Genomic DNA, 25170 nt, shown 5'->3' with positions numbered 1-25170 from the left:
CTAACTCCTTTTCTTTCGTGGATTGAGCGCCAATTGCAACGCAGCCAGCCGGCGTCCGAACGGGATAATATACCATTCCCTTTCAGTGATAATCCGTGATTTTGCCACCACCAGTAAAAACACGGCAGCGCCGAGAGGAACGGCGGTCAGTGTGATGAAAACGGCTTCCCACCGGCCGGACCATGGCAATAGCGGCACGATCACCACTATAAAGGCGTACACCGCGATCGCCATCGCCACTGATGCCGCCAAGAGCCAGCCGTAAAAACGGGCGTGAGCAAATAGCAGCGGCCAAACCTTTTTAAAATACCAGATGAGCGCTGCCGCAATAAAGGCCAAGCCAATATTGCCGGCAAGCGCCGCCCCGGTGATGCCGTATCCCGGCACCAGCCATAAATTGCCGGCTAGTTTCAGCAGCAAGCCGATAAACAAGAACAGCGCCGGCACACGAACTTTTCCGAAGCCGTACAGAATCGCCGTCAGCACAAGCACAAGCGACATCGAAACGATTTGCCAATTAAAAACAATCAGTGCAAAAGATCCGTCCGGCGTCTGGAATAAAGCTTCATTTACATAAGGCATGACCAGTGTCAAACCAGCCGACGCAGCGACCGCAAACAAAACGGACACGCGAAATGCGAGGCTCGCGTAAAGCTCCGGGCTGCGGCCGCTTTTTTCCTGCATCGTACGGGCAATGAGCGGCACGAGCGACAGCGTCAAAGAAGTCGCCAGCAAAATGCCGAATTGCACAAGCGGTTGCGCACGGTCGTAGATGCCTTTTTGTTCCATCGCGGCCTCTGCCCCGAGCAGCTGTTCAAGCAGGCGATAGACAGTAAACGAATCGACCAGCTGAAACAGCACCAATAACAGGGAACTCATGCTGACGCTGAGGCTTGTAAACAGCAGTTTCTTCGCCATTCCTTGTTGGAAGGTAATAATAGAGCGCTCTCTTTGTCTCTGGTAAGAGCGCCATAATAACAGCACAGCCGCGAATGCGCCGGCACCAGCAGCGGCGATCGCCACCTGCCCTGCCGCATACAGCGACAAACCGGAGCTGACGGCAGCAAATGCCCCAATCAGAATGACCGCGACGCGCACTGCCTGTTCTGCGACTTGGGCCGTTGCGACCGGTGCCATATTGCCAGTTGCCTGAAGTCGGCCTTTCATAATGGCAAGCGGCGCCATGAAGACGACCGCAAACGCCCCTGCCCGCAGCAACCCGGCAAGCAAGGGATCGCCCATCCAGCCGGCGAGCACACCAGCACCCAGGTACAGCACGGCAAAAGCTGAAGCAGAAATGATGGCGATTAGCCAAAACGCAACGCGCAAAATTCCTGCGTGCTCTGCGTCCTGATGCTCCGCCAATAATTTCGACACGGCGACCGCAAAGCCGTAGGACGTCCAAATGCCGAAAATCGCCACGAATGGATACACTTGTTGATAAATATAAAAGCCCTCGTCGCCGACCAGGTTCTGAAACGGTACCCGGTAAACAGCGCTCAGCAGTTTGACGATAAACCCTGCGAGCGTAAGCAACGCGGCGCCTTTCAAGAAACTGGCCATCGAATGTTGCGCCGTCATCTGCTTGTCCCCCGCATCAACCGACCGACGCCTCTTCCCGGACAGAATCAGCCAGAATCTCCATCATGCCTTCAAGCACATCAAATGGATGATGCTTGCCGGTCTTCTTGCCGTCTATATTCAAAACGAGTGCCTGGCCGTTCATCGTAAAGCCGACTGCACGGCCGTAGCTGCTGGAAGCTTCGACGACTTTTCCGCCGTCGATCGCTTCCGTTCCGGCATCGCTCAATTTGACGGTGACGCGGTCTCCTTGCTGTTTGATTGATTCGACACCGGCAGCGCGCGCCCAGACTTTCATGCGGGCGATGCGCAGCAATTGCTCGGCTTCGATCGGCAAATCGCCGAAGCGGTCGATCAATTCATCCTGCAAGTCGATCATTTCTTCGGCAGTTTCCATATTTTTGACGCGCTTGTACATTTGGATCTTCTGGTAGCCGTCGGCAATATAACTGTCCGGAATATAAGCGTCTTCCGTCAGCGAGATTTCCACTTCCGGCACGACTTCTTTCTTCATGCCGGTGCGGCGCTCTTCAATCGCTTCTTCGAGCATTTGCGAATACAAATCGAAGCCGACCGAATCGATAAAGCCGTGCTGCTGGGAGCCGAGCAAATTGCCCGCCCCGCGGATCGACAAATCGCGCATGGCAATTTTAAAGCCGGAGCCGAGTTCGGTGAATTCCTTGATAGCCATTAAGCGCTTTTCTGCGACATCGGTCAGCACTTTATCGCGCTGATACATGAAATAGGCATACGCCACGCGGCTCGAGCGTCCGACGCGTCCGCGCAATTGATAAAGCTGCGACAAGCCCATGCGGTCGGCGTCATAGACGATGAGCGTATTGACGTTCGGGATGTCGATGCCGGTTTCGATGATCGTCGTCGTCACAAGGACATCGTATTCGCCATCGAGAAAGCCGAGAATGATCGATTCGAGTTCGGTCTCAGACATCTGCCCATGGGCATAGCCGACGCGCGCTTCCGGAACGAGCTGCTGGATCTCGTCCACTTTGCGGGTCATATCGCTCACCCGGTTGTATAAATAAAACACTTGGCCGCCGCGCGCCATCTCGCGTTCAATCGCTTCGCGCACGAGCCCGCCATTATGTTCCATGACATAGCTCTGCACCGGGAAACGGTTGGCAGGCGGCGTCTCGATGACGGACAGGTCGCGCACGCCGATCATCGACATGTGCAAAGTCCGCGGAATCGGCGTCGCCGTCAAGGTCAAGACATCCACCGTCGATTTCAGTTGCTTGATTTTCTCTTTATGGGTCACACCGAAACGCTGCTCTTCATCGATGATCAGCAAGCCGAGATCTTTATACACGACATCTTTCGATAAGATGCGGTGCGTGCCGACAACGACGTCGACCGAACCGTTCTTCAAGCCTTTAACCGTTTCAGTTTGCTGTTTTTTTGAACGGAAGCGACTCATGAGGCCAACTTCCATCGGGTAATCCTTGAAACGCTCGCTCATCGTTTCGAAATGCTGTTGGGCGAGAATGGTGGTCGGCACAAGGAACGCCACTTGCTTGCCGTCTAGCACCGCTTTGAACGCCGCTCGAATGGCGACTTCCGTTTTGCCGTAGCCGACATCGCCGCAGATCAAGCGGTCCATCGGGCGTTTTCTCTCCATGTCTTTTTTCACTTCGTCTATGGAGCGCAATTGGTCAGGCGTTTCCTCGTAAGGGAATTCCGTTTCGAATTGGCGCTGCATGTCCTGGTCTTCGCTGAACGTGAAGCCTTCAAGCGCTTCGCGTTCCGCATACAGCTTGATCAAGTCATCGGCGATATCCTGTACGGCGGCCGATACTTTCGTGCGCGTTTTCTTCCATTCGACGCCGCCCATCTTATGGAGCTTCGGTTCTTTTTCTTCCGAGGCGATGTATTTCTGGACGAGGTCAATTTTGTCGACCGGCACGAATAATTTATCATCGCCTTTATAGACGATGTGAAGATAATCTTTATGCACGCCGCCGCTTTCCAATGTCTCAATGCCGACAAAGCGTCCGATGCCGTGATGGATATGGACGATGTAGTCACCCGGCTTGATTTCCGAATAGCTCTTGATGCGCTCGGCATTGGTCAATTTTTGTGCGCGGGTTTTTTTCTTCGGCTGCTTTTTGAACAATTCCGCATCGGTAATGACTGCCATGCGCTGCAGCGGCATTTCAAAGCCGCCCGACAATTCACCGTCGACGAGATAGGTTTTGCCGTCTTGCACGATGGTTTTTTCGGTAATGATTTCCGCTTCCATCTCGTAATCTTCCAGCACAGAACGCACTTTTTGCAGCCGTTCTTCGCCGCTTGCCACGACAAATACGCGGAACTTGCCGAGCGTCCAGCGTTCCATTTCAGCTTGCAATAAATTCATCTGCCCATGGAACGATTGCATCGGCTTGCAGGAATAGGCGAGCGATTTCTTGATCGTGACGAGCGGAAAAGTCCGCGTAAAGAGTGACAGGAAATTGGCCGGCTGCTTGAGTTTCGATAACACCTCACGGAACGGGTACGCCAGCGGCACGTCATGGAGGAACTTCCCTTCCTCGAGAAGCGATACCGTCCACTCCGCTTCTTCGCGCTCCAGCGTTTCGGTCATTTCCTGGATGCGCCCGAGCTCATCGAAAAACACGACGCCGTCTTCAGGGAAATAATCCCCGAGAAAAGCGGATTGCGAGTCGACCAAAGCGGCATATTTCGCCAGCTGTTCCGGTTCGTCGCCGCTCCGCAATGTGTCGATATCATGCTGTACGTATTGCAGCATCAACTCTTTCGTATCGTCATCCTTGAGCTTCTTCAAGCTCGCCGTCAATTGATCTTCGATCCGGTCTGCCAATACACGCTTCTGTCCTGCCGACAACACCAATTCAACAGCCGGCAAAATGCACAGCGACTCGATTTTCTCAAGCGAACGCTGGTCTTCTGCGGAGAACAAGCGGATGGAATCGACTTCCGTATCGAATAGCTCAATGCGAACCGGATGCTCGAAATGCAGCGGGTAGACATCGAGGATGCCGCCGCGTAAAGCGAATTCGCCGGGGGAAGTGACCATCGTCGTGCGGGAATAGCCCATTGCAACAAGCTTCAATAGCCAGTTTTCGGTCTCGAGTTCATCTCCGTCCGAAACGCGCAAAGTCGCCCCGTCCCATTGTGCAGGAGATGGCAATAATTTGCGCAAGCCGGAAACCGGCGTGACGTAAATGCCTTTGCCGGTCGATTTCATATGGTCGAGCGTATCGATGCGGTGGGCCCGCAGTTCCGGCCCTGAAAATGCGATATCGGCAGCGATCGTTTCTTCCGCCGGATACAAACGCACGCGCTGCTCCCCCATGAGCCTGACCAAATCGTCATAGACCCGTTGGGCATGCAGCAAATTCGGCGTCACGACGAGCAGCGGCTTGTCCAGTTCTTCATGGACCGTTTGGTAAAAAATCGGCCGTGCGCTGCCGGATAAGCCGGAGATCAGCTGATGGTCCTGCCCTTTTTTCAGTTCTTTGATAAACGATTGAGTGTGGGAATCCCCTAAAAATGTCTGCAAAATGTGCTTCATGAAGATTCCTCCTTCCTGTCCAAAATAAAGCCGTTTGATGGCTATATTACCCTTTTAAAAACGATAGGAAACGGGAAAAAGCCTTGGACGCACGCATGCGCCAAAGCGATTAACCGTTGTATTCGTTCATGACTTCATTAAATGGTTTCGACAGCCAGTAATTGCACGCATCCGCACTTTTTTTGACCGCCTCTTGCATCAATGGCTTTTCTTCAGCACTGAACTTAGCGAGTACATAATCCGGCACTTTCATCCCTGCAGGCGGGCGGCTGATGCCGATGCGCATGCGGTTGAACTGTTGGGTGCCGAGATGCTGGATGAGCGATTTGATGCCGTTGTGGCCACCGGCACTCCCCTTTTGGCGCAAGCGGAGCTGGCCTGCCGGCAAATCCAGATCGTCGTAGATGGCGACAATGTCTTCCATATCGACGTTGTAATAATCCATCAACGGACCGATGCATTCGCCGGATAAATTCATATAGGTCAGCGGCTTGACGAGCATCACCTTGCCTTCTGGGCGGTGGACAACGGAATACATCCCCTTGAATTTGGACTGCGTAAGCGGGGCGTTCCACTCGCTTGCCAACCGGTCGATTACATGGAAGCCAATATTATGGCGGGTTTCTTCATATGGTTTTCCTGGATTCCCCAGGCCGATGATCATTTTCATAGCAAACTCCTTTTATCTCTTCACTGCCTTTTATTTTACCATAATCTGCGCGCGTACAATAAAAACAGGGACTGCCGATGGGCAGTCCCTGTTTGGGCATTGCAGGAATTATTCTTTTTCTTCGCCGGCTGCTTCTTCTTCGTTGTCGCCGATCACTTCAGGCTCTTCGCCTTCGTCTGTTGTTTCAAGCTCTTCTAGCTCTTCTTCTGTACGTGGTGCTGTAACAGAAATCAACAGGAAGTCATCGTCGTTCAAGATTTCGAAGCTGAATTTGTCGCGGATGTCGCTGACCGACACAGAGTCGCCGATTGCGAGCTCGCTGATATCGATATCGACAGAATCCGGAATATCGCTCGGCTTGACGCGAATATGAACTTCGCGGTTCGGCTGCGTCACAACGCCGCCTTCTTTTTCGCCTGGCGATTCGCCGATCAAGTGAACAGTTGCATCAACATCGATTTCTTCAGACATATTGATTGCCAAGAAGTCGACGTGCTTGAAGCTGCCTTTTAATGAATCCATTTGGTAATCGCTCAATACGACGTTTGTGCTCTTGCCGCCGATTTCCAAGCTGATGACGCCATTACGCCCAGATTCACGCAAAGTTTTGATCAAGTCGATTTCGGATACGGCAATCGGTGTCGTTTCCATTTTGTAGCCGTATACGACGCCAGGCACGTGGCCTTCGCCGCGCAAATCGGTCAATGCCGAATGCGGTTTTCCTGTTTCTCGTTTCGCTGCTGTCATTTTGATAGCCATATAATTTCAACCTCCAGTTATATTAAACGCATAGTTTATAACTACCCTGTTCATATCAAGCTGAAACCTGGAAGACTCTGGCATATACCAGCGCCATCAATCAAATAAAGTGCTGACCGATTTCTGTTCGTGTACGCGGATAATGGTTTCAGCAAGAAGCGGTGCAACCGTCAATTGTTTAATCTTGTCGATTTTCTTCTCATCTGCAAGAGCGATCGAGTTGGTCACGACCAATTCCTTGATAACGGAATCCTGGATGCGCTGGACAGCAGGGCCCGAAAGCACTGGATGCGTACAGCAAGCGTATACTTCTTTCGCTCCGCTTTCGATCAATGCGCTAGCTGCAATCGAAATCGTTCCAGCCGTATCGATGATGTCGTCGATGATAATTGCTGTTTTGCCTTCGACGTTCCCGACGATGTTCATCACTTCGGCAACGTTCGGGCGCGGGCGGCGCTTATCGATGATGGCAATCGGCGCTTTCAGGCGGTCCGCCATTTTACGGGCACGCGTAACCCCGCCGTGGTCCGGCGACACGATGATCGCGTTCTCGAGATCGATGTTCGGATCGTTCAGGAAATGATCGGATAGGAGTGGCACAGCTACCAGATGGTCAATCAAAATATCAAAGAACCCTTGGATTTGCGGAGCGTGAAGATCCAAGACCACAACACGCGTCGCGCCGGCTGTCTCGAGCAGGTTGGCAACGAGCTTGGCCGTAATCGGCTCACGTGAACGTGCTTTACGGTCCTGGCGTGCATAACCGTAGTATGGGATGACTACGTTTACGGTACGCGCAGATGCACGCTTGACGGCATCGATCATGATCAATAGCTCCATCAAGTTTTCGTTGACTGGCTGTGAAGTTGATTGGACGATAAACACGTCGCAGCCACGGATGCTTTCTTCGATGTTAATCTGGATTTCTCCGTCGCTAAAATGTGTGACCGAGCTTTTGCCAAGCGGCAAGCCCACTTGCTCAGCAATTTGCTCAGCCAGTTCTTTGTTCGAGTTCAACGAAAAGATTTTCAACTTCGAGTTAGTATTTTGAATGCCCATTAGGGGAAACCCTCCTATTATTTGCGGTTTAGTTTACTTGCGTAGCCTTCTTTATTTTCCTGGCGCGCCCGGCCGATTGCCATGGCCTCATTAGGCACATCTTTCGAGATGGTCGACCCTGCCGCGACATAAGAACCTTTGCCGATAGTCACCGGTGCAATCAAATTCGAGTTGCAGCCAATGAATGAATCATCTTCAATGGTCGTGAGGTGCTTGTTCTTGCCGTCGTAATTGACCGTGATCGTGCCGCAGCCGATATTGACCCCGCTGCCTACAAGAGCATCTCCAATATAGCTCAAATGAGACACTTTGCTGCCTGTACCAAGCTCAGCTTTTTTCACTTCCACGAAATTGCCGATCTTCACTTCATTTCCGAGCGCGGATTGCGGACGGATATGAGCGAATGGCCCGACAGCCGTGTCATTTCCGATCGTGCTGTCATATACTTCGGAGCTGCGGATTTCCGTGCGGTCGCCGATGGTGCTGCTGACGATGCGCGTATTCGACGTGATGATGCAATCTTCCCCGATGACTGTATCGCCTTCGATGGTGACATTCGGATGGATAATTGTATCAGCCCCGATTTTCGCCTGCGCACTGATATACGCTGTTGCCGGGTCGATGATTGATACGCCAGCGCGCATATGCTGTTCAGCGATGCGGCGGCGAAGGAACGTTTCCGCTTGGCTCAGCGCGACGCGGTCATTGACGCCGAGCGTCTCTTCGAAGCTATCGGTCGCGTGTGCCGCAACGATTTCGCCTTGTTTCTGCAGGATCTCGATGACGTCCGGCAAATAATATTCGCCTTGAACATTATCGTTGGATACGTTTTTCAAAGCTTCAAACAAAGCTTCATTATCAAAACAATAGGTTCCGGTATTGATTTCTTTTACGGCTTGCTCTTCAGTCGATGCGTCTTTTTGCTCGACGATCTTCTCGACGCTTCCCGCAGCACCCCGGATGATACGGCCGTAACCTGCTGGGTCTTCAGCAATAGCCGTCAGGATGGTCGCTTTAGCACTGTTTTCTTTGTGATGGTCGATGAGTGCCTGCATCGTTTCTGCACGGATCAATGGTGTATCGCCGCACACGACGATCGTCGTCCCTGCTTTCCCTTCGATTAGCGGTGCTGCTTGCTGCACGGCGTGGGCTGTGCCAAGCTGCTCTTCCTGGAGTGCATATTCGCTCATGTCTCCCAACTGGTCTTTTACTTTCTCCGCTCCGTGCCCGACGATCGTGACGATTTTCTCGACGCCAAGCTGGTGGATATTCCCCGTTACATGCTCTACCATCGGCATGCCGCACACCGGGTGAAGTACTTTATACAATTTCGATTTCATGCGCGTGCCTTGTCCGGCCGCCAAAATTACCGCATATGTATTATCCATCGGTCGAATCCCTCCGTTTCATGTATTTAAACTGATTAACTGAAAAATAATTGTCTGGCGAAAGGGCTGCCCGTTCTAGGCAAAAAAATGCCACTTTCACGTTTCCTTATTGACTATAGCTGAAAAACCCTTGATTTTCAAGGTTACAGGACATGACAATCCCATTACAAAGCCCGAAGCGAGCGCAATTGCGCGCTTTTCCACCTTCTGGATAGCGATGCTAAGAAATGATCCTCTTGCCAATTGAAATTTGCCCATAAAAAAGAACCTTCTCTAGAAGTGGAAGGTTCTTCAGCGTGTCAGATGCCGGCATTCTCAAGTACTGCCTGTTCTTCACTTTGTCCATATGCTTCGAGCACGGCTTCTTGCAGTTTATTGCGCGTGCCGGAATTAATCGGATGTGCAATATCGCGGAACTCCCCGTCCGGTGTCCGCTTACTCGGCATGGCGACAAATAATCCATCGTTGCCATCGATGACACGGATGTCGTGCACCACGAATTCATTGTCGAGCGTGATTGAAGCGATTGCCCGCATGCGTCCATCAGTCTGGACACGGCGCAATCTTACATCAGTTACTTCCATTCTCAAATCTCCCCTTCTCTTGCTGTAATTTTTTGGCGCTTTTGATTGTATTCGGGAACGAGGACTAAATTCCTTCAAAAATTACAGAATTTATTAGAAAATTTACTTAATAAATGAAAATAAAACAAAAACCACCCAAAAGGTGGTTTTATTGTGCAACTTTCGCAATGACTTCAATTTCTACTTTCACATCTTTTGGCAGGCGTGCCACTTCAACTGTGGACCGTGCTGGCTTGTGATCCCCGAAATAAGAAGCATAAACAGCGTTCAGTTCTGCAAAATCGTTCATGTCTTTGATGAAGACCGTCGTCTTAATGACCTGCTGAAGCGACGATCCCGCTTCTTCCAACACAGCCTGAAGATTGCCGAACACTTGATGCGTTTGTTCCGCTATGCCGCCTTGTGCGAGCTCTCCATCCGCTTTTAATGGAATCTGCCCCGAGCTATAGAACATATTCCCTGAAATGACGCCTTGGGAATACGGCCCGATTGCCGCTGCTGCTTTGTCTGTCGCTACGTATTTCATATTAATCCGCTCCTTCAAAATAATTTCCGGCTCTCAATGTAATGGTCCGGTCTTTTTCGCTGACTTCGTCCAATTTGACGAGGGAGAGATATTTTTCCACGAGGCGTTCGTCTGCATGCTCCGCTTCCACGAGCACTGCAACGCCAGCTAATGTACACTCGAATTCTTCCAGCAAGTTCTTCATGCCGTTCATCGTGCCCCCGACTTTCATAAAATCATCGGTAATGAGCACGCGCTGTCCGCTCTTCATGCTGCGTTTCGACAGCACCATCGTCTGGATACGGCGCGTAGAGCCCGAGACGTAATTGATGCTGACCGTGGAGCCTTCCGTCACTTTGCTGTCGCGGCGGACGATGACGACCGGCACATTCAAGTGGCGCGCGATCGCCTGGGCAATCGGGATGCCTTTTGTCGCGACCGTCATGATGGCATCGATTTTCTCGCCTGCAAACGCGCTGGCAAACACTTTGCCGACGCGGTTCATCATTTGGGGGTTGCCGAGCACATCGGTCATATACAAATAACCGCCCGGCAATAGCCGGTCCGATTGGCTCAATTCCGTAATCAATCCGTCCATGACTTGGCGAATCTCGGCATCTTTCATCTTCGGTACATATTTGACGCCGCCCGAAGCCCCCGGCACGGTCATCAACAGGCCGATGCCTTTTTCTTCAAAGGTTTCCTTGACGATGCCTAGGTCCTCGCTGATCGACGATTTCGCTGACTGATACAAATCCGAGAAATATGTCAACGGAATCAATTGATGCGGATGTTCCAATAGATAATGCGTCATGTCGACCAAGCGTTCACTGCGCTTCCATTTCACTACTACCCTCTCCTAAACACGAATATTCTAATGAAAACTTACCATAAATATACGTATTTAAGCAAGAGGCTCCCGGTCGCCGAGCAAGCGTACCGCGTACACTTCGGAACAGAAGCCGCGCAAGCCGTTGTAGATGCGCGGGATGCGCGCTTCCTGGTTAACCAAGCCAAAGACGGTCGGGCCGCTGCCGCTCATGAGCACCGCATCGGCACCGAATTTGATCATTTGCTCTTTGATCTGCCCGACTTCAGGATGCAGATTCATCGTCACGCTCTCAAGCGCATTGCCGAGATTAGCGCACATCGCTTCATAGTCGCCTTCACGCAGCGCCGCGATCATCGCTTGCGTATCTGGATGATCCGCTTTGTCCGGATTGAATGCCCCGTAAACATCCGCTGTCGAGACGCCGAGCGATGGTTTGGCGAGAATGACCCAGCAATGCGGAGGCGCCGGCAGTTCTTCAATAACCTCGCCACGCCCTGTCGCGAGCGCCGTCCCGCCGTATACGCAAAACGACACGTCCGAACCGATTTTCGCACCCAGCTCCGCTAGTTCATCGAGTGACAGATTCAATTGCCATAGCTGGTTGAGCCCTTTCAAGGTGGCTGCTGCATCGCTGCTGCCGCCGGCAAGTCCCGCAGCTACCGGAATTTGCTTATCGAGCGAGATAATAACGCCTGTCTTAATATTGAATGTATCTTTGATCAATTGCGCAGCCTGGTACGCCAGATTGCGCGAGTCATTCGGCACAAAACGGTCCGCTGACTGGATATGTATGCCTTTCGCTGTTCCTTGCAGGCCGATCCGGTCCGCCAAGTCGACGGTGGTCATGATCATTTCGATTTCGTGGTAGTTATCCGGACGCTTGTACAAGACATCCAGCGTCAAATTGATTTTGGCAGGCGCTTTTATATAGAGCATTCCACTGCCTCCTTTTCTGTTCTGATGAAAACTATTTTAACACAGACGCATGGCTTCCGAAGAACCGGAACAATAGAAAAAAACCCGCTTCCGGCGAAATCACCGAAGCGGGTTGTAAAGTAAGTATAAAATAGAGTTCAATTATTTAACGACAAGTGCGTCTTCTGTTCCTTCAAAGACAGTGATTTCCACCGCTTCAGTTAAGATGTCCGCGTAGCTATAAGATACACGTTCAAATGCATGTTCATCTTGATCCAATTCAATCACGAACACGGAGTGATAGGTTTCACGCAGAATTCCGGCACGTTCTACCGTCTTTTTGCGACCTCCGTTTGCTTTTAACAGCAACCTTTTCCCTAAATGCAGGTCTAATGACTTTTTAATCTCCGCCAAAGTTTTGGGCATTTTGTCTACACCTCACTATAGTCTAAAGTCTAGCATAAAATGACCGCGGAGTCAAATAAATTTTTAATTTTACCAATGCTCTTCAGGAATTGCAACACTTATTTATCCGAAATATTCTACTTCCGAAAAAAACTGTGCCAAAACTGTTACGGTTTTACGGTTTCACGGAAATGCGGATATAATTTATCAGAAAGCAGGCCAAATTCCTTGATGCTGAGCGTTTCACCGCGCCGCGTCGGATCGATGCCGGCTTCTTCAAGCGCCTGCAAAATGAGGTCCTTTTTCGCTTTCCCGTTCGGCATGGCGCTTTGCAGATTGTTGAGAATCGTCTTACGGCGCTGGACGAATGACCCGCGTGTCACCAAAAAGAAAAAGTCTTCGTCGATAACATTGACGATCGGTTCCGGACGTTTGATCATGCGGATGACTGCGGAGTCGACATTCGGCTGCGGCATGAACACTGACTTCGGCACGGTCATGGCATAGTCAGCTTCCGTATAATACTGGATCGCGATCGACAGGGAACCATATGCTTTCGTGCCGGGTTTTGCCGTGATGCGCTCCGCTACTTCTTTTTGCAGCATGACGACCATGCCGCGGATCGGCAGCTTCTCAAGCAATAATTTCAGGATAATCGGTGTCGTCACGTAGTAAGGCAAGTTGGCGACGACCATGATGTCGTCAAAGCCGGCCAGTTCTTCTTGTATCGCTCTTTCGACGTCCGCTTTCAAAATATCGGAATGGATCACTTGGACGTTGTCGTAAGGCGACAAGGTGTCCGCTAATACCGGCAATAGCCGCTGGTCGATTTCAAACGCCAATACTTTTCCGGCGTCTCTCGCCAAATGCTCGGTTAATGCACCGATACCGGGGCCGATTTCAATGGCGGCCGAAGCTTTTGTAAGGCCTGCCTGGGAGACGATTTTGCGTAAAATATTCGGGTCGATCAAAAAGTTCTGGCCGAGGCTTTTCTTGAACGTCAGGCCGTGTTTGGCCATGATCTCTTGCGTACGGATCGGTGTTGCTATATCTTTGGTCATGTTCTGTCCTCCTGGGTTAACGCTTGCACTGCGTCGATAAACTGCTGTTTGGTGATGCCGAACACATGCAGGCGCTTGTGCAGCTGCTTGCCGTTCGTATAGCCGATGTTGAGCGCTTCCCCGAGCTCGGTCCTGCGGGCTTTCGCTGATGGATGGGCGATGAGCCGGGCGTCGATCAAATCCTCTAAGGTGATTTCCACCGGCCGCTCTGCTGTCAGCGGCGTATAGACCGCTTCGAGCGCTTGACGGATGTCTTCATCACTGGCATGTTCAATGCCAAGCCCTTTGCCATTTTTGGCGATGGTCTTTTCTTTCGCTAAAAAGGCGTGCTTGGCATGCGGCACGTGTTCTTCAATAATAGCACGAATCCGCCTGCCCGGATAATCGGGATCGGTGAAGACAATGACGCCCCGCTTCTCCTCGGCATGCATAATGCGCCGCAAAGTCTCGTTTGAGATGGCGGAACCGTTCGTTTCGATCGTATCGGCGCCCACAGCCCGCTTAATCGCCACTGTATCGTCTTTTCCTTCGACTACAATCACTTCTTGTATCTTCATGGTCTATTCCTCGTTTCTGCAGATCTCATCCATTTTACCGCGCTTCCGGCAAACATGTAAAAAGCTTTTTAGAGTGTTGAATTAGTTGATAGCCTTCTCTATTTTCGAGAAATAGATACTTTCATGTATTTAATACAAAGCGGACTTTTTCAGTGTTTGAAGAAGCGTTCGCTCGTACCCCCTTCTGCTCAATAGTGCTGCGCATTACTTCGCAAAGATAAGTTCTCACGTAGTTCGACCTTATCTTTCCTGTGGGATCAGCGGGTTTGAGAGACCCCACAGGCAATGAATAAGCGAAGCTGTGCTGAGCACATTCATTTGCGACGCATCTGCCGAGCAGATGTGGGAGCAACGGTTTTAGTGACGAGGAGGCTCGATTCCCGCCCCACGGAAAGCGAGCGATAAGCTTCGTAAAACACGGTATTCTAAATCTTTTTTGAAAGCCTGAAAAAGCTTTCCCGACACTCCGGGAAAGCTTTTCCTTCTATAATACTGTATTCGATTAGTTAAGGATTTTAACTTTCACTTGCTTGCGCCCGAATGCAATGGCATCGGAACGGTTCGGCATGAACAAATCGATCTTGTTGCCTTTGATTGCTCCGCCTGTATCGCCTGCGATAGCATTGCCGTAACCTTCCACCCATACTTTTGAACCGAGTGGAATGACGCTTGGGTCAACTGCAATCACTTTAAGGCCCGGGTTCGCTTTCAAGTTGATGCCCGTTGCCGTGATGCCAGAGCAGCCTGTGCAGCTAGCCGTGTAAGCTGTGGCAGATACGTAGAATTCCTTGCCGCCTGCAGGTTCAGAAGCGGCTTCTTTTTTCGCTGGCTGTGGTGCAGCTTTCGCTTTTTCAGGAGCCTTTTCAGGAGCTTTTGCCACCGCTTTTGGAGCTGCAGCTTTCTCGGCTTTCACCGAAGCTTGTTTCACTGGTGTTGCTTCTTTTTTCACTGGCGCTGCCGCTTTTTTCACCGATGCCTGTTTAGGCGCGGCTGCTTCTTTTTTCGCTGTGCCGCGCGAAACGCTGGCTACGACTGTTTTCGTCCCCACAGCCAAGATCTGCTGTTTCGGTTCTTTGACGACTTTTTCTTTTTTCAATTCACGTTTTACTTCTTTGCCGTTTTCTTTCACGATTTCGTAAGTTTTCTCAACCAACCCATTCTGCCCTTTTTGGACGAGCTTTTCGCTGCCTTTCAAGAGAGAAGAATCTTTTCTCGTTTCCACTGCATACTTCACAGCGTCTTCCACTACATCGGTGACTTTTTCTACACGCACGACCTCAACTTCCGAGTTTGGAAGAACGAGTTCTTCCATGTCTTGTTCTACGCGGTCTAGTTTGCTTAGCTCAATACTATGCTGTTTTAAAAAGTCAGCGACCGTAGTCGAAGTGGACCAGACTTTTTTGTCTTTTCCGCCATCCACGATGGTGACTTCATACGCTTTCTCTACGTCGATCACTGTTTCTTCATCGACGGTTTCATCGAGTGCAGGGCTTACTTTGTCATGCTTTGTCACTTCAATTTCCGCTTTTTCCAAAATAGCGGAGACGGTGTTCTCAGTCGTCCACGCTGAACGGGTTTCTCCGTCAACGGTTACTGCGTATTGTTCTGCTTCATCCCATTCGATCGCGGCGTCGCCTTCGATCTTCGTATCGGCTGAGTGGCTGAGGAAATCGTCTTTCCCGACTTCAATCGCCTGCTCGTTCAATATATCGCCCACTGTTTCAGCATGTGTGCGAATTTCTTCTGTTTCCCCGTTCGCTGTAATCGTCACCGTATTTTTAGTGCCTTCGAAAATCGCGAAAGCCAATACTGCTGCGAACAAGAGAATCGTCGCGATGCTGACCGCTACCGACTTCCTTTTAAATGATTTATTATTGTTGGTATTATTTGCCTCTTTTGTCAAAAATAACTCCTCCTTTATACACCTGAGTGATTATAGGTGCGCCCCACTTGCATGTCAACGCATATGTTTTTTCAATTAACCAGCATTTATGACAATTTATAGAATCGTTTTGCATTTTCCGTTGTTGCTTCAGCGACCGTTTCGACCGGCAACTCTTTCAAGCGGGCAATCTCTTCCGCCACTAGCGGCACGTAGGAAGGTTCGTTGCGTTTGCCGCGGTAAGGATGTGGTGCAAGATAAGGGGCGTCGGTCTCGATCATCAAATACTCCAGCGGGATTTCAGCTGCTACTTCTTTCGGCTTTTTGGCGTTTTTGAACGTTACCGGCCCGCCGAGTGAAATCATGAAATTCATCTTGATGCTCTCTTGTGCCGTTTCCACGCTGCCGCCGAAGCAATGCATGACGCCTCCGACTTGTTGTGCGTCTTCTTCGCGCAAGATCGTGAGCACGTCTTCCGTGGCTTCGCGATTATGAATGATAATCGGCAAATTGACGCGTTTCGCGAGCTGGATCTGCTTGCGGAATACTTGTTGTTGGATATCTCTCGGGGATTTATCCCAATGGTAATCAAGGCCCGTTTCGCCGATGCCGACTACTTTTTCGTGAGCGGCCAATTGTTCGATCCATTCGAGGTCTTCATCTGTGCAATCGATCGCATCAACAGGATGCCAGCCGACAACGGCATAGATAAAGTCATATTGCTCGGCCAATTCAATGGCGCGTTTGATCGTTTTCCGGTCAAAACCGATGACGACCATTTTCTCCACCTTGCTGTTTAGCGCGCGATCGATGACTTCCTTCAAATCTTCGTCGTATTGATCGGCGTTTAAATGGACATGGGTATCGATAAACATCTTCATCAGTCTCCTTTACATAGGTTACATTGTACGGGTTGAGGCCATTTCTTTCTTCACAGCCATATTACATTTGGATTACAAAACATGATGTTTTAAAGACATTCCATTGTTTTTAGCTTTTTTCATGGTTATTAAGTCCTTTAACACAAAAAAACAGCCTACTCAACTGAGTAGGCTGTCACATGAATATTTACTTAACTTGTGTGCCGTTCGGTAACTTTTGGTCTACAGAAGCGATCGTCAAGTAACCGTTTTGCTGCCCGGCAAGAATCATGCCTTGCGATAATTCACCGCGCAGCTTAACTGGTTTCAAGTTGGCGACAATGATGACTTTTTGGCCGACGAGTTCATCCGGCTTATAATGCTCTGCGATGCCGGAAACGACTTGGCGTGTTTCATAGCCCATGTCCACTTGAAGCTTCAATAGCTTATCGGTCTTCTTCACCGGTTCGCATGCCGTAACCGTGGCCACGCGCAAATCCACTTTCATGAAATCCTCAATCGTAATTTCAGGGACGTCCGGCTTTTCAGGAACGGTTTGGGCCGGCTCTTCTTTCGGAGCGGCCCCTCCCCGCATTTGATCGCGGATATACGCCACTTCCGGTTCTACTTCAAGACGCGGGAAAATCGGCGTGCCTTTTTTCACGACGGTCGTACCTGCAGGAATCGCGCCGAATGATTCTAATGTCTGCCATTCGAGGAACTCCGGCGTAAGGCCGAGCTGCTCGATGATCTGCTTCGGTGCATTCGGCAAGAATGGCTGCAGCATAACGGCCGTCATGCGCAAGCTCTCGGCGAGATGCGCCATGACCGACGCGAGTTGTGTGCGGTCGCCATCATCTTTCGCCAATACCCATGGCTGCGTTTCATCGATATATTTATTGGTGCGCGAAATCAATGTCCACACTTCGCTTAACACCAAGCTGAACTGCATTTTTTCCATATGTTCTTCGTAAACAGCGACTGTGTTTTTCGCGATCGTCTGCAAAGTCTCATCGAAATCGGTCTTGAAGCCCTCGACTTGCGGCACTTCACCGTCGAAATATTTATTGATCATCGAAACGGTGCGGTTCAACAAGTTCCCAAGGTCATTCGCCAAGTCGTAATTGGTGCGCTCGACGAAGGATTCCGGAGAGAACACGCCGTCGGATCCGAATGGCAGTTCACGCAAAAGGAAATAACGCGCCGCATCCAGCCCGTAGCGCTCCACGAGCATTTCCGGATAAACGACATTGCCTTTCGATTTCGACATTTTGCCGTCTTTCATCATGATGAAGCCGTGTGCGAATACTTTCTTCGGCAACGGCAAGTCAAGCGCCATGAGGAAGATCGGCCAATAGATCGTATGGAAACGCACGATATCTTTCCCGACCACATGCACATCCGCTGGCCAGTATTTATTGAAATCAGTTTCGTCATTCGAGCCATAGCCGAGTGACGTGATGTAATTCGACAACGCATCGACCCATACATAGATGACATGCTTCGGATCTCCAGGAACCGGGATGCCCCAGTCGAATGAAGTCCGGGAAACAGACAAATCTTCAAGGCCGGGCTTAATGAAATTATTGACCATTTCATTTTTGCGCGATTCCGGCTCGATGAACTCGACGTGCTTGTCGTAATAATCAAGCAAGCGATCTGCGTACTTTTTCATATTGAAGAAATACGATTCTTCTTTCACTTTGTGCACTGGGCGGCCGCAATCCGGGCAATTGCCATCTTCAAGCTGCGATTCAGTGAAGAAGGATTCGCAAGGCGTGCAATACCAGCCTTCGTATTCCCCCTTGTAGATGTCACCATTGTCGAGGAAAGTTTGGAAGATTTTCTCTACCCCTTCCTTGTGGCGGGCTTCTGTCGTACGGATAAAGTCGTCATAGCTAATGTCCATGACTTCCCATACTTTTTTCGCCGCCTCAGCCATGTCATCGACAAAGACTTGCGGTTCTTTGCCGGCTTCTCGGGCTTTTTCTTCGATTTTTTGGCCGTGCTCATCCATGCCCGTCAAAAAACGGACATCGAAGCCGCGCAGGCGTTTATAACGGGCCATGGCGTCGGATGCAACGGTCGTGTAAGCCGTCCCGATATGGAATTTTCCGCTCGGATAGTAAATGGGAGTCGTCAGGTAAAATGTCTTGTTCTTGGCAGTCACGAAAAATTCCTCCAGTTTTTTTGTATATCCTTTATTTTAACGAAGTCACGAATTTTGTACAATGTTTCCTCCCGCAAGGAAAAGCCGAGTTCCAGAATTGGAGCTTCCTCCCAAAATAGGGTGGCAGGAAAATAAATGGCAAAAAAATAACGAAATAACGGGTATTTGCCTCAATAACCCAAAATTTATTATGAAATCCATAGTTTTTTATTGACCTAATTGACATTACTTGGTATGATTTATGACAAGAAGTGGTAAATGTCGAATTTTGACGAATTCTGCCGCTAAAATTGAAAGGGGCTAATGATTATGAAATCGACTGGTATTGTACGTAAAGTGGATGAACTGGGCCGCGTAGTTATTCCGATTGAATTGCGTCGTACGCTTGGAATTGCAGAGAAAGACGCGTTGGAGATTTATGTCGACGACGACAAAATTATCTTGAAAAAATATATGCCAAATATGACATGTGCGGTAACTGGTGAAGTTTCCGATGAGAACATGCAATTGGTTGGCGGCAAATTGATCCTCAGCCCAGAAGGCGCGGAACAGCTTGTCAAAGAAATCCAAAGCAATTTGAAGAAATAAAAAACCGGCGTGCCTATGCACACCGGCTTTTTTTTATGGGTTCGTTTCAATCTTTATGGAATGCTTCGTACACGTCCCGCTTCGGCAGGCCGCGCGCTTTTGCCGCTTCCTTAATCGCTTCTTTTGAAGAAATTTGTTTTTGTTCCATCAACTGAGTGACATGTTGTTCGTATGTCAGTTCTTTCCACCACTCATCCACTTCCAGCACATCAGGCTCCGAGTTGCCTTCAACCACCAAGCAGAATTCGCCGCGGATTTCATTTGATTCCGACCAAGTGACTGCTTCTTCTAAACTTCCGCGCAAAAACTCCTCGAATTTTTTGGTCACTTCCCTGGCCAACACAATCCGACGATCGCCGCCAAACACCATCGTCAGGCTTTTCAAGCTATCTTTCAAGCGATGCGGCGCCTCGTAAAACAACAGTGTTTCTTCTTTTTGGCTCAATTTCTCAAGTTCCGCCTGACGCGCTTTCTTATTGCGCGATAGGAACCCGTAAAATAAAAACGGCTGCGGCGTGAGGCCAGAAGCGATCAATGAGCTGAGTGCCGCATTCGCACCCGGTACCGGAACGACCGGATAACCCGCATCGACCGCTTTTTTCACAATGTCTTCCCCAGGATCGGAAATGCACGGCATGCCGGCATCGCTGACCAAGGCCACCGATTTGCCTTCTGCCAAATAGCGCAGGATTTTCTCTCCCCCGCTGTCCTGATTGTGTTCATGATAGCTGACTAACGGCGTGTCGATGGAAAAATAATTGCAAAGCTTCTTGGTGTTGCGCGTATCTTCCGCCGCAATGACGTCCACTTCTTTTAACAGCCGCAGCGCACGCACCGTCATGTCTTCCAAATTGCCGATCGGCGTCGCCACTAAATAAAGCGTCGTTTGTTCGCCACTGAAACTTTTCTGTGATTTCATGTCCGTTCCGCCTTTCCGTCCTGAATATAGGCGATTTTTTCCGCCTTGCTCAATTGTTTGAAGGCGTATTCCGCTTTCATCGCTTCCGGCTTTGTTTCGAATGACTCGTGGTAAAGGAGCGTCAACGGGCCGCGGGACCGCGTATATTTCGCGCCTTTCCCGCTTTCATGCTTGGCCAAGCGTTTCTCTAAATCATTTGTATATCCCGCATAATACGACCCATCTCCGCATTCAAGCACGTAGAAATAATGCTCATTGTTCACTTCCATACAGCAAACCTCGCACTTCTTCCGTGTATTCGCCGTCGTCTCCGTAAACGATCAAAGGTGGCAATACTTTCAAATCCGGCTTGCCGTCTTTGATGCCTTCAATCAATAAAGTATTCGCTTCTTTTCCCGCTTTCGGGTAGACAAGACGGATTCGTTTTGGCTCCAACCGGTTGTTGCGCATCGCCGCCATGATGTCGATCAAGCGGCCTGCGCGGTGGACAAACGCCGCCTTGCCGCCTTGCTTCAACAGCTGGCTCGCAGACCGCACCGCTTCGTCCAATGTCAGGTGCAGTTCGTGGCGCGCAATCGCCATGTGTTCGCTTAAGTTTTTATCGCTCATATCATGCGCCGGGAAATACGGCGGATTACATGTTACCGTATCAAATTTCTCGTAGCCGAGCTGCGCAGGGATTTCTTTCACGTCGCCTTCGATAATGTCGATCTGTCCGTCGAGGCCATTGAATTCAATGCTGCGCCGCGCCATCCCAGCCAGCCGCGGCTGCAATTCGACGCCCGTGATCGTCGATTCGGTGCGGGCGCTCAAAAATAACGGAATCGCCCCATTGCCCGTACACAAATCGACAATTCGGCCTCGCTTTTTCGGCACATAGGCAAAACGCGCCAATAGCACCGCGTCCAAGGAAAAGGAAAATACCGAAGGGCTCTGGATAATGCGCAAGTTTTCCGCCAGCAAATAATCCAGCCGTTCGTCATCTGTTAACATATCGTTCACTCCTGCCATAATAAAAGGCTGCCGCCACACGAAGTGTCGGAAGCCTGTTGGTTCTAGTTCATGATTGTGCCTGCCCTGCCAGAACGGCCGTTTCGGCTTTTCTCCTTTATGTCTAGGCTTCGACAGCCAGACCCTCGAGGTCACAAGCCAGTTTGCTTATGCGGCAAAGTACGCCGCTTCAGCAAACCATCTTGTGCTTGTCGGAGGGCCACAGGATGTGGGACAGCTAAGCGTTGCGACAGGACGTCGCGCTCTTAGCTTAGCTTCCATTCGGCTGCCTACGCTTTTCTTGTGGTCCAGCTCGAACGCCTAGCTCCTCGGGTCATAAGCCCATTTCCCTGTGCGGCAAAAAGCGCCGCTTCGGGAACTTGTCTTATGCCTGTCGGACCTGAGCAGGCGGCCTCGCTTTTCTTTGTTAGTTTTGCTTATTTAGGAAAGATAAACAAAACAGGCAGTCGTCGCCTTTTCTGGAGCTGCCGAAATGGACGTTGCAGACGTGGTAGCCTTCATGGTACAGGCGTGCCAAGTTGTCGTAGCCTTCCCCGATATCCATCACGGCTTTCTTCAATTTGACCGGGTCGACTTTTTCCGGTTCCGGCACTTTTTCGTTCAGTTCATCGAGGCGGGCACGCAAATGATGATTTTCCAATTGCAGCGCATGATGCTCTTCCATCGTCCGCGCTACCACTGTTTTCAAATCACGGAACTGCTCTTGCATCGATTCCAATTGCTGTTCAAAATCCATGACTGTATCCAAAAAGTTCTTTTCTTTCACTGATACCACCACCTCACGCTCTCGTCCCTTGGTTCATGATTTCATCCAATGTATATTCCAGCGTCTGGTCTTGTTCTGCCAGGCGGATTTTCAATACTCTCTCAAGCAAGTTCAAGCTGACGACGCGGCCAGTGCCATCTGGTGTTTCGACACGCGCACCAATATCCGGCATTTCCTTTTTCGCTTGTTCGTATTCGTCGTTCTCATATTTCAAGCAGCACATCAAACGCCCGCAAAGCCCTGAGATTTTTGACGGATTCAGCGACAAGTTCTGGTCTTTCGCCATCTTGATCGACACTGGCTCAAAATCGCCGAGGAAAGTCGAACAACATAGCATGCGCCCGCATGGCCCGATACCGCCGAGCATTTTCGCCTCATCGCGCACGCCGATCTGGCGCAGTTCAATGCGCGTACGGAAAATCGATGCCAAGTCTTTCACCAGGTTACGGAAATCGACGCGGCCTTCTGCGGTGAAATAGAAAATGACTTTATTGCGGTCGAATGTGTATTCCACATCGACCAACTTCATATCCAAACGGTGGGACTCGATTTTTTCCGTTCCGACTTCAAACGCGCGCTCCGCTTCCGAACGGTTTTCTTCCACTTGCAAGCGGTCGCGTTCAGTGGCGGCGCGAACCACTTGCTTCAGCGGCAGAACGACATCGTTTTCGCCGACTTCTTTTACTGGGACGACCACTTTGCCATACTCGATGCCCCGCGCTGTTTCCACAATGACATAATCGTCTTTTTCGATCAGTGCTTCGCCTGGATCGAAATAATATATTTTACCCGCTTTCTTGAAGCGGACTCCTATTACTTTATACAATTGTCTACCCCTCCTGCAGATTCAGCATTAATTGCTCCATCAACAGTGTCCGGTTCATATTGCGCGGCAATTGCTGTTTGGCTTGTAACACTGCCTGCAACTGCCTGGACAATACATCGAACGAACGTTGAAGCGCCATCTGCTTCCAAGTTTCTTCCATGTCCGGATATGTGCGTGCAGTCTCAAGACCCGCTTTCACTGTCGCGATGTCCCGATATGCAAATAATAACATGTCGAGCCCTCTTTCGGCATCTTCTTTTTCCTTGAACAACGGCAACCAATCAGATTGAATCAAAAGTAATGCCTCGTGGACATTGCCTCCTACTGTCTCAACTAGCTTCAACACTAGTTTCCGCTCGTCGGCAAATTGCTCTTCTTCGCTCAGCCGCTTCGCTTCCTGTTCGCTTTGCGTCAACATGCTCACTGTCGCAGCCATCGATCCTGTCATACCATTTGCCATCAAGCGTTCCATCAATTTCGGCCGGGACAGTGGCTGGAATGACAACAGTTGGCAGCGGGAACGGATTGTGCTCATGATGGCATTCAAGCGCTCCGTCAATAATAGCGCGGTCACATTCGCTTCCGGTTCTTCCAAAAACTTCAGCAAGGCATTGGCAGATGAGTTATTCATCCGATCTGCCTGTTCGATGACATAGATTTTACGCCCGCTGTTGAGCGCTGTCTTGTTCATCGTATAAATCAAGTCACGGATCTGATCGATTTTGATGTTCTGCCCATCCGGTTCTATGAATAAAATATTCGGATGATTGCCGCTTTCATACAATTTGCAGCTGCGGCATGTTTCACATGGAACATTATCAATCGGTGTTTCACATAATAATAATTTGACAAAAAAATGTGTCAGTTCCTTTTTCCCGGAACCCGATGGCCCTTCGAGTAGATACGCATGGGCCAGACGGTCATTGGCATACGCCCCTTGCAGCCGTTTCACTACGACCGGCTGCATGTCCTGCAATTCTTCTATGGTTTTGTGCATGATTCCACCTTCAAACTTTGTAAAAAATCCCGTGTTCCAGATGGATCACGGGTAGTGCGGACGACACAGCTGCTGCTGCTTAAAATTGCTGGAACTGTTCGATCGGCAAGACGAAAATCGTTGCCCCGCCCACTTCCACTTCGACCGGATACGGTATATAGGAATCCGCATTTCCGCCCATCGGGGAAACCGGCGCCACCATCTGTTCGCGCGCACGGCAATTGTCGCGGATCAAATCCATCAATTTCGGGACGCGGCTATCGTCGACCCCGATCAAAAAGGTGGTATTTCCTGAGCGCAAGAACCCTCCCGTACTGGCAAGCTTGGTAGCCCGGAAATCATTTTTCGTCAACGCATTGGATAAGCGGTTACTGTCTTGATCCTGTACCACTGCAACGACGAGTTTCATCAGCACTCACTCCTTTTTTGGTTGCTTCTCTATGTATTAGTATAACACGAACGGCGAACGTGCCGTCACATCTTTCCTTTAGGCAATGCGAAAAATTCATGACTATATGCACAAAGCCGTTGATTCCGTCCATGAAAAAAAAGCCCTTAACGAACAGGGCTGCCGGCAATCCATTATTGTTTTTCAGCCAAGAAGCGCTGCAATGCTTCATACGCATCCGCCACCACTTCATCTAACTCATTTTCCGCATTGATCAGCTGCATGCGTTCCGGGTAACGGCCGAGCAATAGCAAATAGCCTTCCCTCACTTTGTAATGAAACGCCAGTGACTCCTCGTCCAGGCGATTGAATTCACGTCCTTGATCGAGGTCGATGCGCGCAAGCCCCGTTTTCGGATTGACATCGAAATATAGAGTCAATTCAGGCATATGCCCTTCGATAGCGAATTCATTGATCGCCAGTACATCGTCCAGGCCAAGCCCGCGTGCATGGCCCTGGTAAGCGAGGCTACTATCGACAAAACGGTCGCATAACACGATTTTCCCTGCCTGAAGCGCCGGCAGCACACGTTCCACCAAATGCTGGCGCCTTGCTGCTGCGTATAATAGCGCTTCTGTCCGGGCATCCATCGCCGTATGCGTCCGGTCCAGGATGACTTCGCGTATTTTCTCCGCAATTTCAATGCCCCCCGGTTCACGCGTTGTCACCACTTCAAATCCATCAACCGTCAAGCGTTCTGCCAGCTTCGCCAGCGCCGTTGTCTTGCCCGATCCTTCGCCGCCTTCTAGCGTAATAAAATAACTCATATTTTCACCTGTTCCCTTGTCTTTTAACTAAAACCTTACCCACTATAACGCAAAAACAAGCTGTTTCACA

Annotated in this window: 26 protein-coding genes; 1 reads left to right on the top strand and 25 read right to left on the bottom strand. The window is 50.2% G+C overall.

Annotation, left to right across the window (positions count from 1 at the left end):
* The 17 genes from G3255_RS00290 to metG form a co-directional block, all read right to left on the bottom strand.
* Positions 1 to 1581, bottom strand: a complete 1581-nt coding sequence (locus G3255_RS00290; protein ID WP_211652815.1) for a putative polysaccharide biosynthesis protein — start codon at positions 1579 to 1581, stop codon at positions 1 to 3.
* A gap of 16 nt (positions 1582 to 1597) precedes the next feature.
* Positions 1598 to 5131 (bottom strand): transcription-repair coupling factor, encoded by a 3534-nt coding sequence (mfd, locus tag G3255_RS00285; protein WP_211652814.1) that lies wholly within the window; start codon positions 5129 to 5131, stop codon positions 1598 to 1600.
* Positions 5132 to 5240: 109 nt separating this feature from the next.
* On the bottom strand, positions 5241 to 5801 hold the full coding sequence (gene pth, locus G3255_RS00280) for an aminoacyl-tRNA hydrolase (protein WP_211652813.1): 561 nt from the start codon (positions 5799 to 5801) through the stop codon (positions 5241 to 5243).
* A 108-nt stretch (positions 5802 to 5909) separates the two neighbouring features.
* Complete coding sequence (locus G3255_RS00275; protein WP_058382225.1) at positions 5910 to 6560, bottom strand: 50S ribosomal protein L25/general stress protein Ctc; 651 nt, start codon at positions 6558 to 6560, stop codon at positions 5910 to 5912.
* Between the two features lie 96 nt (positions 6561 to 6656).
* Positions 6657 to 7619, bottom strand: a complete 963-nt coding sequence (locus G3255_RS00270) for a ribose-phosphate diphosphokinase (RefSeq protein ID WP_058382226.1) — start codon at positions 7617 to 7619, stop codon at positions 6657 to 6659.
* Positions 7620 to 7636: 17 nt separating this feature from the next.
* A complete protein-coding gene (glmU, locus tag G3255_RS00265; protein WP_211652812.1) occupies positions 7637 to 9007 on the bottom strand; it encodes a bifunctional UDP-N-acetylglucosamine diphosphorylase/glucosamine-1-phosphate N-acetyltransferase GlmU in 1371 nt (456 codons plus the stop codon).
* Positions 9008 to 9103: 96 nt separating this feature from the next.
* A complete protein-coding gene (locus G3255_RS00260) occupies positions 9104 to 9265 on the bottom strand; it encodes a hypothetical protein (RefSeq protein ID WP_211652811.1) in 162 nt (53 codons plus the stop codon).
* Positions 9266 to 9306: 41 nt separating this feature from the next.
* Complete coding sequence (spoVG, locus tag G3255_RS00255) at positions 9307 to 9591, bottom strand: septation regulator SpoVG (protein WP_211652810.1); 285 nt, start codon at positions 9589 to 9591, stop codon at positions 9307 to 9309.
* A gap of 148 nt (positions 9592 to 9739) precedes the next feature.
* Positions 9740 to 10117 carry a RidA family protein gene (locus G3255_RS00250; protein ID WP_211652809.1) on the bottom strand — a complete coding sequence of 126 codons (378 nt, stop codon included), beginning with the start codon at positions 10115 to 10117 and terminating at the stop codon, positions 9740 to 9742.
* A gap of 1 nt (position 10118) precedes the next feature.
* Entirely contained in the window at positions 10119 to 10943 is an 825-nt protein-coding gene (gene purR / locus G3255_RS00245) for a pur operon repressor (RefSeq protein ID WP_211652808.1), read from the bottom strand.
* Between the two features lie 57 nt (positions 10944 to 11000).
* Positions 11001 to 11864, bottom strand: coding sequence for a 4-(cytidine 5'-diphospho)-2-C-methyl-D-erythritol kinase (gene ispE, locus G3255_RS00240; protein WP_058382231.1), 864 nt, complete (start codon positions 11862 to 11864; stop codon positions 11001 to 11003).
* A 141-nt stretch (positions 11865 to 12005) separates the two neighbouring features.
* Positions 12006 to 12269, bottom strand: coding sequence for a biofilm formation stimulator Veg (gene veg / locus G3255_RS00235; RefSeq protein WP_058382232.1), 264 nt, complete (start codon positions 12267 to 12269; stop codon positions 12006 to 12008).
* A gap of 146 nt (positions 12270 to 12415) precedes the next feature.
* The gene (gene rsmA, locus G3255_RS00230; RefSeq protein ID WP_211652807.1) at positions 12416 to 13309 is read right to left on the bottom strand and encodes a 16S rRNA (adenine(1518)-N(6)/adenine(1519)-N(6))-dimethyltransferase RsmA; all 894 of its coding nucleotides are present in this window, start codon (positions 13307 to 13309) and stop codon (positions 12416 to 12418) included.
* Positions 13306 to 13866, bottom strand: a complete 561-nt coding sequence (gene rnmV, locus G3255_RS00225) for a ribonuclease M5 (RefSeq protein ID WP_211652806.1) — start codon at positions 13864 to 13866, stop codon at positions 13306 to 13308. The genes rsmA and rnmV overlap by 4 nt, the downstream gene beginning before the upstream one ends.
* Before the next feature lie 502 nt (positions 13867 to 14368).
* A complete protein-coding gene (locus tag G3255_RS00220) occupies positions 14369 to 15769 on the bottom strand; it encodes a G5 and 3D domain-containing protein (protein ID WP_211652805.1) in 1401 nt (466 codons plus the stop codon).
* A gap of 86 nt (positions 15770 to 15855) precedes the next feature.
* A complete protein-coding gene (locus tag G3255_RS00215; RefSeq protein ID WP_211652804.1) occupies positions 15856 to 16623 on the bottom strand; it encodes a TatD family hydrolase in 768 nt (255 codons plus the stop codon).
* Positions 16624 to 16816: 193 nt separating this feature from the next.
* Positions 16817 to 18778 (bottom strand): methionine--tRNA ligase, encoded by a 1962-nt coding sequence (gene metG, locus G3255_RS00210; RefSeq protein WP_211652803.1) that lies wholly within the window; start codon positions 18776 to 18778, stop codon positions 16817 to 16819.
* Between the two features lie 309 nt (positions 18779 to 19087).
* On the opposite strand from metG, the gene abrB reads away from it, so the two are divergent.
* Positions 19088 to 19366 (top strand): transition state genes transcriptional regulator AbrB, encoded by a 279-nt coding sequence (gene abrB / locus G3255_RS00205; RefSeq protein ID WP_058382238.1) that lies wholly within the window; start codon positions 19088 to 19090, stop codon positions 19364 to 19366.
* Between the two features lie 46 nt (positions 19367 to 19412).
* Here abrB and rsmI read toward each other — a convergent pair whose 3' ends face one another.
* From rsmI to tmk, 8 genes are all read right to left on the bottom strand, one after another.
* A complete protein-coding gene (rsmI, locus tag G3255_RS00200) occupies positions 19413 to 20285 on the bottom strand; it encodes a 16S rRNA (cytidine(1402)-2'-O)-methyltransferase (RefSeq protein ID WP_211652802.1) in 873 nt (290 codons plus the stop codon).
* Positions 20282 to 20554 carry a GIY-YIG nuclease family protein gene (locus G3255_RS00195; RefSeq protein ID WP_211652801.1) on the bottom strand — a complete coding sequence of 91 codons (273 nt, stop codon included), beginning with the start codon at positions 20552 to 20554 and terminating at the stop codon, positions 20282 to 20284. The genes rsmI and G3255_RS00195 overlap by 4 nt, the downstream gene beginning before the upstream one ends.
* Positions 20538 to 21278: a tRNA1(Val) (adenine(37)-N6)-methyltransferase gene (locus G3255_RS00190; RefSeq protein ID WP_058382241.1), complete on the bottom strand. Its 741-nt coding sequence runs from the start codon at positions 21276 to 21278 to the stop codon at positions 20538 to 20540. Before G3255_RS00190 ends, G3255_RS00195 begins: the two co-directional genes overlap by 17 nt.
* Positions 21279 to 21702: 424 nt before the next feature.
* Positions 21703 to 22062, bottom strand: a complete 360-nt coding sequence (gene yabA, locus G3255_RS00185) for a DNA replication initiation control protein YabA (protein ID WP_058382242.1) — start codon at positions 22060 to 22062, stop codon at positions 21703 to 21705.
* A gap of 13 nt (positions 22063 to 22075) precedes the next feature.
* On the bottom strand, positions 22076 to 22888 hold the full coding sequence (locus tag G3255_RS00180; RefSeq protein ID WP_211652800.1) for a PSP1 domain-containing protein: 813 nt from the start codon (positions 22886 to 22888) through the stop codon (positions 22076 to 22078).
* Positions 22889 to 22892: 4 nt separating this feature from the next.
* A complete protein-coding gene (gene holB, locus G3255_RS00175; protein ID WP_211652799.1) occupies positions 22893 to 23885 on the bottom strand; it encodes a DNA polymerase III subunit delta' in 993 nt (330 codons plus the stop codon).
* Between the two features lie 79 nt (positions 23886 to 23964).
* Entirely contained in the window at positions 23965 to 24294 is a 330-nt protein-coding gene (darA, locus tag G3255_RS00170) for a cyclic di-AMP receptor DarA (protein WP_058382245.1), read from the bottom strand.
* A gap of 173 nt (positions 24295 to 24467) precedes the next feature.
* A complete protein-coding gene (gene tmk / locus G3255_RS00165; protein WP_211652798.1) occupies positions 24468 to 25100 on the bottom strand; it encodes a dTMP kinase in 633 nt (210 codons plus the stop codon).
* Between the last annotated feature and the right edge of the window lie 70 nt (positions 25101 to 25170).

It is taken from the genome of Planococcus sp. MSAK28401 (genome assembly GCF_018283455.1).
GTDB lineage: Bacteria > Bacillota > Bacilli > Bacillales_A > Planococcaceae > Planococcus > Planococcus alpniumensis.
This window is presented reverse-complemented; position numbering and strand designations above follow the sequence as displayed.

Coding starts and splice junctions, on each gene's coding strand:
- G3255_RS00290 (WP_211652815.1), bottom strand. CDS start 1,581: ATGACGGCGCAACATTCGATGGCCAGTTTCTTGAAAGGCGCCGCGTTG.
- mfd (WP_211652814.1), bottom strand. CDS start 5,131: ATGAAGCACATTTTGCAGACATTTTTAGGGGATTCCCACACTCAATCG.
- pth (WP_211652813.1), bottom strand. CDS start 5,801: ATGAAAATGATCATCGGCCTGGGGAATCCAGGAAAACCATATGAAGAA.
- G3255_RS00275 (WP_058382225.1), bottom strand. CDS start 6,560: ATGGCTATCAAAATGACAGCAGCGAAACGAGAAACAGGAAAACCGCAT.
- G3255_RS00270 (WP_058382226.1), bottom strand. CDS start 7,619: ATGGGCATTCAAAATACTAACTCGAAGTTGAAAATCTTTTCGTTGAAC.
- glmU (WP_211652812.1), bottom strand. CDS start 9,007: ATGGATAATACATATGCGGTAATTTTGGCGGCCGGACAAGGCACGCGC.
- G3255_RS00260 (WP_211652811.1), bottom strand. CDS start 9,265: ATGGGCAAATTTCAATTGGCAAGAGGATCATTTCTTAGCATCGCTATC.
- spoVG (WP_211652810.1), bottom strand. CDS start 9,591: ATGGAAGTAACTGATGTAAGATTGCGCCGTGTCCAGACTGATGGACGC.
- G3255_RS00250 (WP_211652809.1), bottom strand. CDS start 10,117: ATGAAATACGTAGCGACAGACAAAGCAGCAGCGGCAATCGGGCCGTAT.
- ispE (WP_058382231.1), bottom strand. CDS start 11,864: ATGCTCTATATAAAAGCGCCTGCCAAAATCAATTTGACGCTGGATGTC.
- veg (WP_058382232.1), bottom strand. CDS start 12,269: ATGCCCAAAACTTTGGCGGAGATTAAAAAGTCATTAGACCTGCATTTA.
- rsmA (WP_211652807.1), bottom strand. CDS start 13,309: ATGACCAAAGATATAGCAACACCGATCCGTACGCAAGAGATCATGGCC.
- rnmV (WP_211652806.1), bottom strand. CDS start 13,866: ATGAAGATACAAGAAGTGATTGTAGTCGAAGGAAAAGACGATACAGTG.
- G3255_RS00215 (WP_211652804.1), bottom strand. CDS start 16,623: ATGTTTATCGATACCCATGTCCATTTAAACGCCGATCAATACGACGAA.
- abrB (WP_058382238.1), top strand. CDS start 19,088: ATGAAATCGACTGGTATTGTACGTAAAGTGGATGAACTGGGCCGCGTA.
- rsmI (WP_211652802.1), bottom strand. CDS start 20,285: ATGAAATCACAGAAAAGTTTCAGTGGCGAACAAACGACGCTTTATTTA.
- G3255_RS00195 (WP_211652801.1), bottom strand. CDS start 20,554: ATGGAAGTGAACAATGAGCATTATTTCTACGTGCTTGAATGCGGAGAT.
- G3255_RS00190 (WP_058382241.1), bottom strand. CDS start 21,278: ATGTTAACAGATGACGAACGGCTGGATTATTTGCTGGCGGAAAACTTG.
- holB (WP_211652799.1), bottom strand. CDS start 23,885: ATGCACAAAACCATAGAAGAATTGCAGGACATGCAGCCGGTCGTAGTG.
- darA (WP_058382245.1), bottom strand. CDS start 24,294: ATGAAACTCGTCGTTGCAGTGGTACAGGATCAAGACAGTAACCGCTTA.
- tmk (WP_211652798.1), bottom strand. CDS start 25,100: ATGAGTTATTTTATTACGCTAGAAGGCGGCGAAGGATCGGGCAAGACA.